15 protein-coding genes are annotated in these 16,841 nt (G+C 72.7%); 14 read left to right on the forward strand and 1 reads right to left on the reverse strand.

The genetic code is table 11. The annotated features are described in order from the left end of the window. The first annotated feature begins 24 nt into the window (after positions 1–24). Positions 25–2,544 (forward strand): phenylalanine--tRNA ligase subunit beta, encoded by a 2,520-nt coding sequence (gene pheT, locus BU204_RS32650; protein ID WP_075129658.1) that lies wholly within the window; start codon positions 25–27, stop codon positions 2,542–2,544. Between the two features lie 406 nt (positions 2,545–2,950). On the opposite strand, the gene BU204_RS32655 is transcribed toward pheT, so the two are convergent. Further along, positions 2,951–3,637: a DNA alkylation repair protein gene (locus BU204_RS32655; protein ID WP_075129659.1), complete on the reverse strand. Its 687-nt coding sequence runs from the start codon at positions 3,635–3,637 to the stop codon at positions 2,951–2,953. Positions 3,638–3,832: 195 nt separating this feature from the next. Between BU204_RS32655 and BU204_RS32660 the strand changes: the two genes are divergently transcribed. The 13 genes from BU204_RS32660 to tyrS are packed head-to-tail and all read left to right on the forward strand — an operon-like array spanning position 3,833 to position 16,601. Then, positions 3,833–4,453: a hypothetical protein gene (locus tag BU204_RS32660; RefSeq protein ID WP_075129660.1), complete on the forward strand. Its 621-nt coding sequence runs from the start codon at positions 3,833–3,835 to the stop codon at positions 4,451–4,453. 28 nt (positions 4,454–4,481) lie between these two features. Beyond that, positions 4,482–5,507 carry an N-acetyl-gamma-glutamyl-phosphate reductase gene (argC, locus tag BU204_RS32665; RefSeq protein WP_075129661.1) on the forward strand — a complete coding sequence of 342 codons (1,026 nt, stop codon included), beginning with the start codon at positions 4,482–4,484 and terminating at the stop codon, positions 5,505–5,507. Beyond that, positions 5,504–6,655 (forward strand): bifunctional glutamate N-acetyltransferase/amino-acid acetyltransferase ArgJ, encoded by a 1,152-nt coding sequence (gene argJ / locus BU204_RS32670; RefSeq protein WP_075129662.1) that lies wholly within the window; start codon positions 5,504–5,506, stop codon positions 6,653–6,655. The genes argC and argJ overlap by 4 nt, the downstream gene beginning before the upstream one ends. Further along, the gene (argB, locus tag BU204_RS32675) at positions 6,652–7,539 is read left to right on the forward strand and encodes an acetylglutamate kinase (RefSeq protein ID WP_075129663.1); all 888 of its coding nucleotides are present in this window, start codon (positions 6,652–6,654) and stop codon (positions 7,537–7,539) included. The genes argJ and argB overlap by 4 nt, the downstream gene beginning before the upstream one ends. Continuing rightward, the gene (locus BU204_RS32680) at positions 7,536–8,729 is read left to right on the forward strand and encodes an acetylornithine transaminase (protein WP_075129664.1); all 1,194 of its coding nucleotides are present in this window, start codon (positions 7,536–7,538) and stop codon (positions 8,727–8,729) included. Before argB ends, BU204_RS32680 begins: the two co-directional genes overlap by 4 nt. Further along, complete coding sequence (gene argF, locus BU204_RS32685; RefSeq protein WP_075129665.1) at positions 8,729–9,655, forward strand: ornithine carbamoyltransferase; 927 nt, start codon at positions 8,729–8,731, stop codon at positions 9,653–9,655. The genes BU204_RS32680 and argF overlap by 1 nt, the downstream gene beginning before the upstream one ends. Then, positions 9,652–10,176 (forward strand): arginine repressor, encoded by a 525-nt coding sequence (locus BU204_RS32690; protein ID WP_075129666.1) that lies wholly within the window; start codon positions 9,652–9,654, stop codon positions 10,174–10,176. Before argF ends, BU204_RS32690 begins: the two co-directional genes overlap by 4 nt. After that, entirely contained in the window at positions 10,169–11,371 is a 1,203-nt protein-coding gene (locus tag BU204_RS32695) for an argininosuccinate synthase (protein ID WP_075129667.1), read from the forward strand. The genes BU204_RS32690 and BU204_RS32695 overlap by 8 nt, the downstream gene beginning before the upstream one ends. Further along, on the forward strand, positions 11,364–12,773 hold the full coding sequence (gene argH, locus BU204_RS32700; RefSeq protein ID WP_075129668.1) for an argininosuccinate lyase: 1,410 nt from the start codon (positions 11,364–11,366) through the stop codon (positions 12,771–12,773). The genes BU204_RS32695 and argH overlap by 8 nt, the downstream gene beginning before the upstream one ends. 36 nt (positions 12,774–12,809) lie before the next feature. Further along, positions 12,810–13,388: a winged helix-turn-helix domain-containing protein gene (locus BU204_RS32705; RefSeq protein WP_075129669.1), complete on the forward strand. Its 579-nt coding sequence runs from the start codon at positions 12,810–12,812 to the stop codon at positions 13,386–13,388. Beyond that, a complete protein-coding gene (locus tag BU204_RS32710; RefSeq protein WP_075129670.1) occupies positions 13,385–14,623 on the forward strand; it encodes an MFS transporter in 1,239 nt (412 codons plus the stop codon). Before BU204_RS32705 ends, BU204_RS32710 begins: the two co-directional genes overlap by 4 nt. Before the next feature lie 10 nt (positions 14,624–14,633). Beyond that, entirely contained in the window at positions 14,634–15,281 is a 648-nt protein-coding gene (locus BU204_RS32715; protein WP_075129671.1) for a DNA-3-methyladenine glycosylase, read from the forward strand. Positions 15,282–15,326: 45 nt separating this feature from the next. Then, positions 15,327–16,601 (forward strand): tyrosine--tRNA ligase, encoded by a 1,275-nt coding sequence (gene tyrS, locus BU204_RS32720; RefSeq protein WP_075129672.1) that lies wholly within the window; start codon positions 15,327–15,329, stop codon positions 16,599–16,601. Positions 16,602–16,841: the final 240 nt, after the last annotated feature.

The following is a 16,841-nucleotide window of genomic DNA, read 5'->3' on the forward strand; positions in this document are numbered from 1 at the left end:
TTCGTCGTTATCGAAAGGAACGCCGTGCGGGTTCCCGTCAGCTGGCTCACCGAGCACCTGGAGACGGACGAGAGGTTCACCGCCGAACAGCTCGCCGACGCGTTCGTGCGGGTGGGCTTCGAGGTGGAGGAGGTCACTCCTCTCGGACAGGTGACCGGTCCGGTCGTCGTCGGCCGCGTCGCCGAGATCGAGGAGCTCACCGAGTACAAGAAGCCGATCCGCTACTGCATGGTCGAGATCTACGAGGCCGAGGACCACGCGGAGATGGTGGCCGACGGCTCGGACGAGCCCCGGATCCGCGGCATCATCTGCGGGGCGACCAACTTCGTCGAGGGCGACCTGGTGGTGGTCGCGCTGCCCGGCGCGGTGCTGCCCGGCGGGTTCGCGATCTCGGCGCGCAAGACCTACGGCCGGATCAGCGACGGGATGATCTGCTCGGCGCGCGAGCTGGGGCTGGGCGACGAGCACTCCGGCATCCTGGTCCTGCCCAGCGGGGAGGCCGCCGCAGGTGACGACGCGGTGGAGCTGCTCGGCCTCGACGACACCATCATCGAGCTCTCGATCACCCCTGACCGCGGCTACGCCTTCTCGATCCGCGGCCTCGCCCGCGAGCTGGCCTGCGCGTTGGACGTGGCCGGCCGCGACGCCGCCGCTGTCGACGTGCCCGAGGCCGAGGGCGATGCCTACCCGGTCCGGATCGAGGACGGCGAGGGCTGCGAGCGGTTCGTGGCCCGCCGGATCACCGGCGTCGACCCCACGGCGCCAACCCCCTGGTGGGTGCGCCGGCGGCTGCTGCTCGCCGGGATCCGGTCGATCTCGTTCCCGGTCGACGTCACGAACTACGTGATGCTCGAGACCGGCCAGCCGATGCACGCCTTCCACACGCCCTCGCTCAAGGGCGACCTCGTCGTCCGCCGGGCCGCGGCGGGGGAGAAGCTGACCACGCTCGACGACACCGTGCGCACGCTCGACACCGACGACATCGTGATCGCCGACGACACCGGCCCGATCTCGCTGGCCGGCGTGATGGGTGGTGCGTCCACCGAGGTCCGCCCGGACAGCACCGACATCCTGCTGGAGGCGGCGATCTGGGACCCGCCCTCGATCGCGAGGACCGTGCGCCGGCACAAGCTGCCCAGCGAGGCGGCCAAGCGGTTCGAGCGCACGGTGGACCCGCAGCTCCCGCCGCACGCGCTCGAGCGCGCGGCCCGGCTGCTGCGCGACCACGCCGACGGCAGCATCCAGCCCGGGCGGACCGACGAGGGCGGTGCGCGCCCGCTGGCCCCGGTGACGATGCCGATCAGCCTCCCCGACCGGGTGGCCGGCGTCGAGTACGACCGCGGTGCGACCGTCCGCCGGCTCACCCAGATCGGCTGCCGCGTCGAGGTCGGCTCCACCGACGACGGCCGTCCCAGCGTGACGGTGCTCCCGCCGAGCTGGCGCCCGGACCTGGTCGAGCCGGCCGACCTGGTCGAGGAGGTGCTGCGGCTCGAGGGCTACGACACGATCCCGTCGGTGCTGCCCGCGGCGCCTCCCGGCGCCGGCACCACGCCCGCGCAGCGCCGCCGCCGGACCGTGGCCAGGGCGCTGGCCGAGGCCGGGTACGTGGAGGTCCTCCCGTTCCCGTTCGTGTCGCCGACGGTGTGGGACGCGTTCGGCCTGTCGCCGGAGGACAACCGCCGCCGCACGGTGTCGCTGCTCAACCCGCTCGAGGCCGACCGCAGCGAGCTGGCGACGACCCTGCTGCCGGCCATGCTCGACGTGCTCGTACGCAACGTGTCCCGCGGGATGCGGGACGTGGCGCTCTACCACATCGGCCAGGTCGTGCTGCCCAAGGCGCAGCAGGTCCCGGTGCCCACGGTCGGGGTGGCCGACCGCCCGAGCGATGCGGACCTGGCGAGCCTGCACGCCGCGTTGCCCCAGCAGCCGACCCACGTGGCCGTGGTGCTGGCGGGCAACCGTGAGCGCGCGGGCTGGTGGGGCCCTGGCGAGCCCGCCGGCTGGGCGGACGCGGTGCAGGCAGGCCGCATCGTCGGCGACGCGGCCGGCGTGGAGCTGACCGTCCGCGCGGCCGAACTCGCCCCGTGGCACCCCGGTCGGTGCGCCCAGCTGCTGGTCGGCGATGTTCCCGTCGGCTACGCGGGCGAGCTGCACCCCAAGGTCGTCGACGCGCTCGGCCTGCCCAAGCGCACCTGCGCCATGGAGCTCAAGCTCGACGGCCTGCCCCTGGTCGAACGCCGCCCGGCGCCGTCGCCGTCGCCGTACCCGCCGGTCCTGCTGGACGTGGCGCTGGTCGTCGACGCCAAGGTGCCCGTCGCCGAGGTCGCCGGTGCACTGCGTGGCGGTGGTGGGGACCTGCTGGAGGACCTCAACCTGTTCGACGTGTTCACCGGTGAGCAGGTGGGCGAGGGCAAGCGGTCGCTGGCCTACGCGCTCCGCTTCCGAGCCCGCGACCGCACGCTGACCGTCGAGGAAGCCACCGCCGCCCGCGACGCCGCGGTAGCCGCCGCAGCCGAACGGTACGGAGCCACCCTGCGCGCCTGAACGCCCCACGTGGCCGGCTGGGCCTGGTCTCGGCCGGCTGGCGGGCCTGGCTGAGGTTGGTCATGCCGTCCTCGGTCACCCGGGGCCGGCGGGTACCGCACCCAAGCGGGCCACGCTTGGCCACGCCGTGCCTGGCCACGCCGGCGGGCCGCCCTGACGTGCTCGCTGGCCGTGCCGTGCCGTGCTTGGTCACCCAGGGCCTGCGGGTACCGCGCTCGAGCGGGCGACGCTTGGCGGTGTCGCGCGTGGCACGTCCGGCGGGCTGGGTCCGGCACACGCGGCGCCCGAGCACGTCGCCCGAGCACGTCGCCCGAGCACGTCGCCCGAGCACGTCGCCCGAGCACGCCCAGCTCACTCCGAGCTCAGCCGCACGCCCTCCCGCGGGCCCTCCAGCGCCATTCAGTTGTCACAGGTGCTTGAGCGCCTCCCTTCGAGACAGCGGGGACAGCCCGGGATGCGTGTCCACGAACGCCCGCACCCACCCCGGCTCGGTCCGGGCGAACTGACGCAGAGCCCACCCGATGCCCTTCCGGATGAAGAAATCCGAATCGTCCGCATTGGCCTCGATGCACGCGGTCAACAGCTCCGTATCCGTGTCCTCCTTCGCGCCGAGCTGACAGATGATCGACGTTCGTCTTTTCCACAGGTGGTCGTCGGTCGCCCAGCCGCGGACCACCGGGGTGAGCTCCTCCCGGTGCTCCCGGAGCAGCGGACCGATCCGGCCGCTGGCCACCTCGTCGACCAGGTCCCACCACGCCCCGGTGACGACCATCTCCTCGTAGACCGGCAGCATGCGCGGCGTCTGCCACTTCCGGTACCGAGCCACGCCGGTGAGGTCGACCGCCAGGTACCGCTCCTCTCGGAACACCGCCTCCCGCCACAACATCAGCGTCGCCGAGCGCCAGGAGTCCTCGGTGGACAGCGGCTGCTCGACGAACACCCGTCTGCCCAGCGCCCGGCGTTGCGGCGCCGACACTCCGCGGAAGGGCATCTCGGACTTCATGTAGCGCTGCATGTCCGGCGCCTTGGCAGGGTCGGCCAGCTCGGCGAGCCCGGCCCGGAGGGAGGTCAGCAGTGCGGCTGTCGTGGTCATGGTCGAAACGTACGCGCGGGCACCGACAGTCCGGCGCGACCACTCTGCGTCAACTGGGAGCGCGCCCATTCGCGTGAAAGTGACCGTCCGTAGCAGAGCGGACGGGTGACAGCCCTGCGGGATCAATCTCTGGTCCAGAGCTGGTCCAGGTCTCGAACCCATTCTGGGCGCCCAGGGGGTCGAGGAGGACGTGACATGAGCAACCGCGCGACGCCAGGGGTGCCGCCCCTGGCTGAGCTGACCCCGTACTTCACGGTCACCGTGCTGGAGTGCCGCGAAGCGGACTCGGAGGCCGCCTTCGCGGCGTTGCGCGGTTTCCTGCGCCGGACCCTGGCCGAGCCGGGGCGTGCCCACGCGGTCCGCCTGCGCGGCGAGCACCTGCTGACCGGGCCGAACGACGAGGTCGGGTCGCTCGGCACGCTCGCCGACCTCGGTGTCCACGGCATCTACGTCCTCGTCCGCGAGCGCTGGCAGCGACCGCCGTGGGCTGCCGGCGGCGAGATCACCGATCTGGTCAACGAGCTCACCCTCGCCCTGCGCCGCGACGACCTCGTCGTGCTGCACAGCGCCGTGTCCGGCGCGCTCCTGCGCCGGTGGACCCGCGCCGCCGGCGCGCCCTACCGCTTCCTGCCCGAGCCCGTGCTCGCCGAGACGTTCCCGGAGGAGGCGGGCGGCCTGGTCGCGTCCCCACCCTGGTCCCGCCTCACCTCGCCCAGCCGGCTGGAGTTCTCGGTCTTCCTGAGCGAGGCGGTCGAGGTGATGGACCGGGTCGTGAAGGCGATGTCGGGCGAGCCGTGCGACAACCCGGTTGAGTGAGTTTGCATGATCGTGCATAATCATTCGCGTGACGATACGGATCGCGGTCGCCGGGGCGAGCGGGTATGCGGGGGGTGAGCTCCTCCGGCTGCTGCTCGGCCATCCCGAGGTCGAGATCGGAGCGCTCACCGCGGGCGGCAGCGCCGGTTCCCGGCTCGCCGAGCACCAGCCCCACCTCCTGCCGCTCGCCGACCGGGTGCTGGCGGAGACCACGACCGACACCCTGGCTGGCCACGACGTGGTCTTCCTCGCGCTGCCGCACGGCCACTCCGCCGCGATCGCCGCGGAGCTGGGGCCGGACACCCTGGTCGTCGACTGCGGTGCCGACCACCGCCTGACCGACGCCGGCGACTGGACCCGCTGGTACGGCGGCGAGCACGCTGGCACCTGGCCCTACGGCCTCCCCGAACTGCCCGGGGCGAGGGCGGCCCTGGCCGACGCGAAGCGGATCGCGGTCCCCGGCTGCTACCCGACCGGCGCCACGCTGGCCCTCGCGCCCGCGTTCGCCGCGGGGCTGGTCGAGCCCGACGTGACGGTCGTCTCGGTCAGCGGCACTTCGGGGGCCGGCCGCTCGCTCAAGCCGCACCTGCTCGGCTCGGAGGTCATGGGCTCGGCCTCCGCCTACGGCGTCGGCGGAACCCACCGGCACACCCCGGAGATCGCCCAGAACCTCGGTCTGGTGGCCGGCGAACGCGTGCGGGTCAGCTTCACACCGGTGCTCGCCCCCATGTCCCGGGGAATCCTCACCACGGCCTCCGCCCCGGTCCGCCCCGGCGTGGACATCGAGGCGGCGACCGCCGCGTACCGCAAGGCCTACGCCGACGAGCCGTTCCTGCACCTGCTCGACGACGGCTGGCCGGCCACCGCCGCCACCCTCGGCTCCAACGCCGTCCACCTGCGGGTCGTCGTGGACGCCGACGCCGGGCGGCTGGTCGCCGTGGCCGCCCTGGACAACCTCACCAAGGGAACCGCCGGTGCCGCCGTCCAGTCGATGAACATCGCACTCGGTCTGCCGGAGACAACCGGCCTGTCCACAGTGGGGGTCGCCCCGTGACCGTCAACGCACCTCAGGGCTTCCGGGCCGCCGGGGTCGCCGCCGGGATCAAGACCAGCGGTGCCCTGGACCTCGCCCTCGTCGTCAACGACGGGCCCCTCGACCGCGCCGCCGGCCTGTTCACCGCGAACAAGGTCAAGGCCGCGCCCGTGCTCTGGTCCCAGCAGGTCCTCACGACCGGCCGGCTGCGCGCGGTCGTGCTGAACTCCGGCGGGGCCAACGCCTGCACCGGTCCCGAGGGCTTCCAGGACACCCACGCCACCGCCGAGCACGCCGCGGCCCGGCTCGGCCTCGGCGCGGTCGACGTCGCGGTCTGCTCCACCGGGCTGATCGGCGGGCGGCTCCCGATGGACCGGGTCCTCGCCGGGGTCGACGCCGCCTTCGACGGGCTGGCCGCGACCGAGGAGGCCGGTCTGGCCGCGGCGACCGCCGTCATGACCACCGACACCGTGCCCAAGCAGACCCTGCGGACCGCGACCGGCTGGTCGGTCGGCGGGTTCGCCAAGGGCGCCGGCATGTGCGCGCCCAACATGGCCACGATGCTCGCCATGCTCACCACCGACGCCGTCGTCGAGGACGTCGACGCCGCGTTGCGCGCCGCGGTCGCCGTGACGTTCAACCGCCTCGACATCGACGGCGGCACCTCGACCAACGACACCGTCCTCCTGCTCTGCTCCGGCGCCTCCGGGGTCACCGCCGAGGCCGAGGAGTTCACCGCCGAGCTGACCGCGGCCTGTGCCGACCTGGTCGCCCAGCTCCAGGCCGACGCCGAGGGCGTGACCAAGCACGTCGCGATCACGGTCCGGGGCGCGGCCACCGACGCCGAGGCGGAGGTCGCCGCCCGCGTGGTGGCCCGGGACAGCCTCTGCAAGACCGCGTTCTTCGGGTCCGACCCCAACTGGGGCCGCATCGCCATGGCCGTGGGCAACGCGCCGGTCGCGTTCGACGCGGCCGCCCTGGACATCACGCTCAACGGCGTCCCGGTCTGCCGGGCGGGCACCCCGGGCGAGGACCGGACCGCGGCCGACCTGAGCGGGCGCGACATCGCCGTCGAGATCCACCTGCACGCCGGGGAGGGCAGCGCCACGGTGCTCACCACCGACCTGTCCCACGGCTACGTCGAAGAGAACAGCGCCTACTCCACATGACCTCCACCGAGGCCCAGCACAAGGCCGCCGTGCTCATCGAGGCACTGCCGTGGCTCCAGCGGTTCCACGGCGCGACGGTCGTGGTGAAGTACGGCGGCAACGCGATGGTCGACGACACGCTCAAGGCCGCCTTCGCCCAGGACATGGTGTTCCTCAAGCTGGCCGGCCTGCACCCGGTGGTGGTGCACGGCGGCGGCCCGCAGATCTCGGCCATGCTCGAACGGTTGGGCATCCCCGGCGAGTTCCGCGCGGGGCTGCGCGTGACGACGCCGGAGGCGATGGACGTCGTCCGGATGGTGCTCACCGGCCAGGTCAGCCGCGAGTTGGTCGCGCTGATCAACGCCCACGGCCCCTACGCGGTCGGCATCTCCGGGGAGGACGCCAACCTGCTCACGGCGCGGCGGCGGACCGCCACGGTGGACGGTGAGCAGGTCGACCTCGGGCTGGTCGGCGAGGTAGTGGCCGTCGACCCGGACGCGCTGCTCGACATCGTCACCGCCGGCCGGATCCCCGTGGTCTCCACGGTGGCCCCCGACGCCGACGGTCAGGCGCACAACGTGAACGCCGACACCGCCGCTGCGGCGATCGCCGTCGCGCTCGGGGCGGAGAAGCTCGTCGTGCTCACCGACGTCGAGGGCCTCTACGGGAACTGGCCCGACCGGGACTCCCTGCTCGACGTCGTTCACGCGGACGAGCTCGAGCGGATGCTGCCGGGCCTGGCCAGCGGGATGATTCCGAAGATGGAGGCGTGCCTGGCGGCGGTGCGCGGCGGGGTGCCGCGCGCCCACGTGATCGACGGGCGGCTCGCGCACTCGGTGCTGCTCGAGGTGTTCACCGGCAGCGGAGTCGGCACGATGGTGCTGCCCGAGGAGGGAGTGGCATGACCGCGTCCAATGTGGATGGCCAGGAGCGCTGGCGCCGGTCCCTGATGGACAACTACGGCACGCCGCGCATCACGCTCGCCCGGGGCGAGGGCGCCTACGTGTGGGACGCCGACGGCAACCGGTACCTCGACCTCGTCGGCGGCATCGCGGTCAACGCCCTCGGTCATGCCCACCCCGCTGTCGTCCGCGCGGTCACCGAGCAGATCGCCACCCTCGGCCACACCTCGAACCTGTACGCCAACCCGGTCACCATCGAGCTCGCCGAGGCCCTGCTCGACGTCGCCGGTCTCACCGGCCAGGCCAAGGTGCTGTTCTGCAACTCCGGCGCCGAGGCGGTCGAGGCCGCGGTGAAGCTCTCCCGGCTCACCGGCCGCGGCGGGATCGTCGCCTGCGAGGGCGCGTTCCACGGCCGCACGATGGGTGCGCTCACCGTCACCGGCCAGCCGGGCAAGCGCGCCCCGTTCGAGCCGCTGCTGCCGGGGGTCACCCACGTCCCCTTCGGCGACGTCGCGGCGCTGCGGGCGGCCGTGGGGGAGGACACCGCGGCCGTGTTCCTCGAGCCGGTGCTCGGCGAGGCGGGCGTGTACCCCGCGCCGGCCGGCTACCTGCAGGCGGCCCGCGAGATCACCGCCGAGGCCGGTGCGCTGCTCGTGCTCGACGAGGTGCAGACCGGTCTGGGCCGGCTCGGCTCCTGGTTCGCCTTCCAACAGGCCGGCGTCACGCCCGACGTGGTCACGCTCGCCAAGGGCCTCGGCGGCGGCCTCCCGCTCGGCGCCTGCATCGGCGTCGGCGCCGCGGCCGACCTCCTCCAGCCCGGCCAGCACGGCACGACCTTCGGGGGCAACCCGGTCACCTCCGCGGCCGGCCTCGCGGTGCTGCGCACGATCGCCGCCGACGGCCTGTGCGAGCAGGCCGCGACGCTCGGCAAGGAGCTCGCGGCCGGGATCGAGGCGCTCGGCCACCCGCTCGTGCGCGAGGTGCGGGGGAGCGGCCTGTTACTCGGCATCGGGCTGACCAGACCGGTCGCGGCCGGGGTCGCCGCGGCCGCCGAGCGGAGCGGGTACCTGGTCAACAACGTGCAGCCGGACACCGTCCGGCTCGCCCCACCGCTGGTCGTGGACGCCGAGCAGGTGCACGGCTTCCTCGAGGCGCTGCCGGGGGCACTGGACACGGCGAACGAGGAGTCCTGATGGTCCGCCACTTCCTGCGTGACGACGACCTGACCCCCACCGAGCAGCTGGCCGTGCTCGACCTGGCCGACCGGCTCAAGGCCGACCGGCACGGCTCCCGCGCGCTGGCCGGCAGGTCGATCGCGACGATCTTCGAGAAGAACTCCACGCGCACCAGGCTGTCCTTCGAGGTCGGGATCGCCCAGCTCGGCGGCCAGCCGGTCGTCATCGACGGGCGCGCCATGCAGCTCGGTCGCGAGGAGACCATCGAGGACACCTCTCGGGTGCTCTCCCGCTACGTCGACGCGGTGGTCTGGCGCACCTTCGCCCAGGCCCGCATCTCGGCCATGGCCTCGGTCTCGCGGATCCCGGTGGTCAACGCGCTGACCAACGAGTTCCACCCCTGCCAGGTGCTCGCCGACCTGCAGACGATCCGCGAGCGCCACGGCCGGCTCGCCGGGCTCACCCTGACCTACCTCGGCGACGGCGCGAACAACATGGCGCACTCGCTGCTGCTCGGCGGAGCCACGGCCGGCCTGCACGTGCGGGTCGCCGGGCCCGAGGGCTTCCAGCCGCACGGGGAGATCCTGCTCGACGCCAAGCACCGGGCGCAGGAGACCGGCGCCAGCCTCACCCTGCTCACCGACCCGCATGCCGCGGTCGACGGCGCGGACGTCCTGGTGACCGACACGTGGACCTCGATGGGCCAGGAGAACGACGGCAAGGACCGGGTCGCGCCGTTCCGCCCGTTCCAGGTCAACGCCGAGCTGCTGGCTCGCGCCGCGCCCGGTGCCGTCGTGCTGCACTGCCTGCCCGCCCACCGCGGCGCCGAGATCACCGACGAGATCCTCGACGGCCCGGCGAGCGCGGCGTGGGACGAGGCGGAGAACCGCCTGCACGCACAGAAGGCGCTGCTCAGCTGGCTTTTGGGGGAGGCGGGACAATGACCGCGGCGGCACAGCCGACCCGCGTCGCCAGGCAGGGGCGGATCGTCGAGCTGGTCTCGGCGATGGCCATCCGCAGCCAGACCGAGCTCGCGAAGCTCCTCGCCGCGGAGGGGATCGAGGTCACCCAGGCCACCCTCTCCCGGGATCTGGACGAGCTCGGCGCGGTCAAGCTGCGCGGGGTGGACGGCGGCGCCGCCGTGTACGTCATTCCCGAGGACGGCAGCCCCGTGCGCGGCGTGCGGGGCGGCACCTCCCGGCTGGGGCGCCTGCTCGGCGAGCTGTTGGTGTCGGCCGACTGCTCGGCGAACCTGACCGTCTTACGAACCCCGCCCGGTGCCGCGCAGTTCCTGGCCAGCGCGATCGACCGGGCCGCCCTGCACGAGGTGGTCGGCACCATCGCCGGTGACGACACCGTGATGGTCATCGCCAGGGAACCGCTGTCCGGCAAGGACCTCGCCGAGCGCTTCACCGCGCTCGCCGCCCGAACTGATGTTGAAGAAGGAGAGCAGCACCATGACTGAACGGATCGTCCTCGCCTACTCCGGGGGGTTGGACACCTCCGTCGCGATCGGTTGGATCGCCGAGGAGACCGGGGCCGAGGTCGTCGCCGTGGCGGTCGACGTGGGCCAGGGTGGCGAGGACCTCGACACCATCCGCAAGCGCGCGCTGGACTGCGGTGCGGTCGAGGCCGTGGTCACCGACGCGCGCGAGGAGTTCGCCGACCAGTACTGCCTGCCCGCGCTGCAGGCCAACGCGCTCTACATGGACCGCTACCCGCTGGTCTCCGCGCTGTCCCGGCCCGTGATCGTCAAGCACCTGGTCGAGGCCGCGAAGTACCACGGCGCGACGACGGTGTCCCATGGCTGCACGGGCAAGGGCAACGACCAGGTCCGCTTCGAGGTCGGCATCGGCGCGCTCGCCCCCGACCTCAAGGTGATCGCCCCGGTCCGCGACTTCGCCTGGACGAGGGAGAAGGCGATCGCCTGGGCGCACGACCGGAACCTGCCGATCGACCAGACGAAGTCCTCGCCGTACTCGGTGGACCAGAACGTGTGGGGCCGGGCGGTGGAGACCGGGTTCCTCGAGGACATCTGGAACGCGCCGATCGAGGACGTCTACTCCTACACCGACAACCCCGCCGAGCCGCGTGACCCCGACGAGGTCGTGGTCACCTTCGACCGGGGGGTGCCGGTCGCGATCGACGGCGAGACGGTGACCGTGCTGCAGGCCGTCCAGCAGCTCAACCGCCGCGCCGGCGCCCACGGGATCGGCCGGCTCGACATGGTCGAGGACCGGCTGGTCGGGATCAAGAGCCGCGAGGTGTACGAGGCGCCCGGCGCGATCGCGCTGATCACCGCGCACCAGGAGCTGGAGTCGGTCACCGTCGAGCGCGACCTGGCCCGGTTCAAGCGCCAGGTCGAGCAGCGCTGGTCGGAGCTGGTCTACGACGGCCTCTGGTTCTCCCCGCTCAAGGACGCGCTGGACACCTTCGTCGCCAAGACCCAGGAGCACGTCTCCGGCGAGATCCGGATGACCCTGCACGCCGGACGCGCGGTGCCCACCGGCCGGCGCAGCGAGGCCTCGCTGTACGACTTCAACCTGGCCACCTACGACGAGGGCGACACCTTCGACCAGTCGCTGGCCAAGGGCTTCGTCCAGCTGTGGGGCCTGCCGTCGAAGATCGCCGCGAAGCGGGACCAGCACCGCCATGCCTGAGCCCGTGCAGCTGTGGGGCGGCCGGTTCAGCTCGGGACCGGCCGACGCGCTGGCGGCGCTGTCCGCCTCGACCCACTTCGACTGGCGGCTCGCGCCCTACGACATCGCCGGCTCGCGCGCCCACGCCCGGGTGCTGCACGCCGCCAAGCTGCTCACCGACGACGAGCTGGCCGGCATGCTCGCCGCACTCGACCGGCTCGCCGCCGACGTCGAGTCCGGTGCGTTCACGCCGACCGTCGCCGACGAGGACGTGCACACCGCGCTCGAACGCGGGCTGCTCGAGCGAGCCGGTGCCGAGCTCGGCGGCAAGCTCCGCGCCGGGCGCTCGCGCAACGACCAGGTCGCGACGCTGTTCCGGATGTGGCTGCGGGACGCGGCCCGCCGGGTCGCGGCCGGGGTGGTGGAGGTCGTCGAGGCGCTGCTGGCGCAGGCCGACCGGCACCCGGACGCGGTGATGCCGGGGCGCACCCACCTCCAGCACGCCCAGCCGGTGCTGCTCGCCCACCACCTGCTGGCCCACGTGCAGGCGCTGCTGCGTGACGTGGACCGGCTGCGGGACTGGGACCGCCGTGCGGCGGTGTCCTCCTACGGGTCGGGTGCGCTGGCGGGATCCTCGCTCGGCCTCGACCCGGCGGCGGTGGCGGCCGAGCTGGGCTTCGACTCGGCCGCGGCGAACTCGATGGACGGCGTCGCGTCCCGGGACTTCGCCGCGGAGCTGGCGTTCTGCCTGGCGATGCTCGGCGTCGACCTGTCCAGGATCGCCGAGGAGGTGATCATCTGGACCACCGCGGAGTTCGGCTACGCCGTGCTCGACGACGCCTGGGCCACCGGCAGCTCGATCATGCCGCAGAAGAAGAACCCCGACATCGCCGAGCTGACCCGGGGAAAGGCCGGCCGCCTGATCGGCAACCTGACTGGCTTGCTCGCCGTGCTCAAGGCGCAGCCGCTGACCTACAACCGCGACCTGCAGGAGGACAAGGAGCCGCTGTTCGACTCGGTGGAGCAGCTCGAGCTGCTGTTGCCGGCGATCGCCGGCATGGTCGCCACCCTGCGGTTCGACACCGACCGGCTGGCCGCGCTGGCCCCGGCCGGGTTCACGCTGGCCACCGACGTCGCCGAGTGGCTGGTGCGCCAGGGTGTCCCGTTCCGGGTGGCGCACGAGGCGGCGGGGGACTGCGTGCGGATCGCCGAGTCCCGCGGGGTGGGCCTGGACGAGCTGACCGACGAGGAGTTGACGGGCGTGCACCCGGCGCTCTCGCCCGAGGTCCGCGACGTGTTGACGGTCGAGGGATCCGTGGCCTCGCGGGACGCCTTCGGCGGCACCGCGCCCACTCGGGTCGCCGAGCAGCGGGCAGCCGTCCCGGAGGTGTTGGGTGAGCTGCGGAGATGGTATGCACAATAGTTGTGCATAATCTGCGTGCACAGTTATTGTGCACACATGACGGACAATCTCGCGCTGGACGGCCGCGCCATGCGGGTGCTCGCGCACCCGCTCCGGGCACGGCTGCTCAGCGAACTGCGCACGCGTGGGCCCGCCACCGCGACCACCCTTGCCGCGCGGCTGGCGACCAACACCGGAGCGACCAGCTACCACCTGCGCAAGCTCGCCGAGGTCGAGCTGGTACGGGAGACCGGCGAGGGCCAGGGCCGGCAGCGGTTCTGGGCCGCGGCCCAGGAGTCGCACAGCTGGCGCGACGCCGACGTCGAGGGCGACCCGGACGCCATGGCGGCGTCGAACTGGCTGCGCCAGCACTACTGGCGCACCTACCTGGACAAGGTCCGCCGGTGGGAGGAGGTCCGCCCAGGCTGGCCGCTCGAATGGCGCGACGCAGCCGGCATGTCCGACTACCTGCTGGAGATGACCGCCGAGCAGCTCGCCGCGCTGAACGAGGAGCTCGAGGCGGTGATCGCCCGCCACATCGAACGCGCCGCCGCCGCACGTGGCGAGGACACCCGGCGGATCTCGCTCTACGTCCAGGCGGTGCCGACCGATCCGGACGAGTGGGTCGCCTCATGAGCGCCGCCGAGATCCGGCGACGCTACCTGTTTCTGCTGGTGCTGCGCTGGTTCCCGGTCGGGTTGATCGTGCCGGTCCTCGTGCTGCTGCCGTTGGAGCGCGGGCTCACGGTCGCCGAGATCGGGCTCGCCGCGGCCATGCAGGGCGTGGTCGTGCTGGTGCTGGAGCTACCGACCGGCGGGCTGTCCGACTCGTGGGGGCGCCGGCCGGTGTTGCTTGTCGGCAGCTGCGTGGCGCTGGGGGCGACCGCGCTGTTCGTGGTGGCGGACTCGCTCGCCCTGTTCGCGGCCTCCTACCTGCTCCAGGGCATCTACCGGGCACTGGACAGCGGACCACTGGAGTCCTGGTACGTCGACAGCGCTCTCGCGGCGGACCCGTCGGTCCGGCTCGACCGCGGTCTGTCGGCCGGGGGGACCGCGCTGGGACTGGGCATCGCCGGGGGAGCGCTGGTCACCGGCGGCCTCGTCGCCTGGGTCGAGGTGCCGGGCGTCCCGACGCTGGTCCTGCCGGTCCTGTTGATCCTGGTCGTCCAGCTCTGCGGCCTGCTGGCGATCGTGTTGCTGGTCCACGAACCGCCGCACCCGGCGGGCCGGCGCCGGTTCCTCGGCTCGGTCCGCGAGGTACCCCGGGTAGTGGGGGAGGGGGTGCGGCTCGTCCGCGCCTCCCGGGTGTTGGTCTGCCTGCTGCTGGTGGAGGCTTTCTGGGGCTTCGGCGTCGTGACCTACGAGACGCTGATGCCGGTGCGGCTCGCCGAGCAACTCGGCGACCGGTCGACGGCGGCCGTGCTCACCGGCCCGGCGAACTCGGTGGCCTGGCTCGTCTCCGCCGCCGGCGCCGCGCTGGTCCCGTTGCTCACCGCGCGGATCGGCACGGCCGTGACCGGGCTGGTGCTCTGTCTCGTACAGGGGGCGGCGGTGGGGGCGATGGGTCTGCTCGCCGGACCGGCCGGCGTGCTGGCCGGGTTCCTCGCCGCCTACCTCGTCCACGGCGCGGCGAACCCGGTGCACATGACGCTGCTGCACGAGCAGGTGTCGGGCGCGCACCGGACGACGGTCGTGTCGATGAACTCGATGCTGTTCCAGGCGTTCGCCGCGCTGGGAATGGTCGTGCTGACCGGTCTGGTCACCGGCGCGTCGACGGGCACCGCGATGCTGGTCGGCGGGCTGGTCATGGCCGCCGCCGCACCCCTGTACCTGCCGGCGAGGGCGCGACGGCGACAACAGGTGGCCGTATAAGCTCGCCTCCGTGTCCGTTGCCGGTTCCCCTCCGCCGAGCCGGCAACTCACCCGTGAGGAGCTGGCCATCGACCCCGTCGAGGCGGCCAAGCTGTTGCTGGGCTGCGAACTCGAGGCGGGCGAGGTGCGCGTCCGGCTGACCGAGGTGGAGGCCTACCGCGGCGGCGACGATCCCGCCTCGCACTGCTACCGGGGGAAGACCCCGCGCAACGAGGTGATGTTCGGTCCGGCCGGCCACCTGTACGTGTACTTCGTCTACGGGATGCACTTCTGCGCGAACGTCGTGTCGCTGACCGACGGGGTGCCCGGTGCGGTGCTGCTGCGCGCCGGCGAGGTCGTCGCCGGGCTCGACCAGGCCCGCGCCCGCCGTCCCGCCGCGCGTAGCGACGCCGAGCTGGCGAAGGGCCCGGCCAGGCTGACCGGCGTGCTCGGCCTGGAACGGGAGCACAACGGCCTCGACCTGACCGACCAGGGCTCGCCGGTGCGCCTCCTGGCCGGCGAGCCGGTACCGGCGACGGCGATCCGCACCGGCCCCCGGGTCGGCGTCGCGGTCGCGGTCGACGTGCCGTGGCGCTTCTGGGTGGACGGCTCGCCCTCGGTCAGCACCTACCGCCGCGGCGGCAAGGCCTCGCGGCGACGCCAGGACACCCTGCGCTGATACTCGCGTGAACCGGACCAGCCGGGTGCGAGAGGATGGCCAACTGTGAGTGAGCACATCCTCGACGAGCTGTCCTGGCGCGGACTGGTCGCGCAGTCCACCGACCTCGGCGCGCTGCGTCGCGATCTCGACGCCGGACCGCTGACCCTCTACTGCGGGTTCGATCCCACCGCACCGAGCCTGCACGCGGGCAACCTCGTGCCGCTGCTCATGCTGACCAGGTTCCAGCGTGCCGGGCACCGGCCGATCGTGCTCGCCGGAGGGGCGACCGGAATGATCGGTGACCCGCGTGAGCAGGGGGAACGCACGCTCAACTCGCTCGACGTGGTGGCCCAGTGGGCCGAGCGGATCCGGGGTCAGCTCGAGCGGTTCGTCGAGTTCGACTCCTCTCCCACCGGCGCGCTCGTGGTGAACAACCTCGACTGGACCGGCGAGCTGTCCGTTCTGGAGTTCCTGCGCGACGTCGGCAAGCACTTCTCGATCAACGTCATGCTCGCCCGGGAGACGGTCAAGCGCCGGCTCGACGCCGACGGGATGTCGTTCACTGAGTTCAGCTACCTGCTGCTCCAGTCGCACGACTACCTGCAGCTGTACCGCCAGTACGGCTGCACGCTGCAGGCCGGCGGCTCGGACCAGTGGGGCAACATCGTCGGCGGCGTCGAGCTGGTCCGGCGGATCGAGGGCGCGTCGGTACACGCGCTGACCTCGCCGCTGGTCACCGACGCGGAGGGGCGCAAGTTCGGCAAGTCGACCGGCGGCGGCAACATCTGGCTCGACCCGACGCTGACCTCGCCGTACGCCTGGTACCAGTACTTCGTCAACGTCGGTGACGCCGACGTGGTGCGCTACCTGCGCCTGTTCACGTTCCTGCCGCGGGAGGAGATCGACGCGCTCGAGGCGGACACCGCCGAGCGCCCGCACCTGCGCGCGGCCCAACGCCGGCTGGCCGAGGAGTTCACCCGGCTGGTGCACGGGGAGCACGAGACCAGGCAGGTCATCGCCGCCAGCCAGTCGTTGTTCGGGCGCGGCGAACTGCGTGAGCTGGACGAGTCGACGCTGGACGCGGCCATGGCCGAGGTGCCGACCGGGTCGGTCCGGCTCGCCGACGGACCGACGATCGTGGACCTGCTGGTGGTCTCCGGGCTCACCCCCAGCCGGGGTGCGGCCAGGCGGGCGGTCAACGAAGGCGGGGCGTACGTCAACAACGTCAAGATCGGCGACGAGGAGTGGCGGCCGGCCGCTACCGACCTCCTGCACGGCCGCTGGCTCGTCCTGCGTCGGGGCAAGCGATCGACGGCGGGCGTCCAGGTGGCGCCTTGACCTGGGAAAACGTGCTAAGAGGGGGGTGGGTGAACGGGGGGTTTCAGGGGCGTGTAACTTTATCTCTGCCAGCGCGGAACGGGCCCGGTAAGCCGGGAACGAGCGCGGGTGAGGGGTCACGAACCAAGCTCCCACCACGGTGGTAGAGTGGGTGACCCAAGCCCCTGGAACACAGCTCTTGTAGCGTGCGACGGGTGTGCGCGTGTTGTTTGAGAACTCAACAGTGTGCCGATAAATGCT

This window comes from Actinophytocola xanthii (genome assembly GCF_001921205.1).
GTDB classification, from domain to species: Bacteria; Actinomycetota; Actinomycetes; order Mycobacteriales; family Pseudonocardiaceae; genus Actinophytocola; species Actinophytocola xanthii.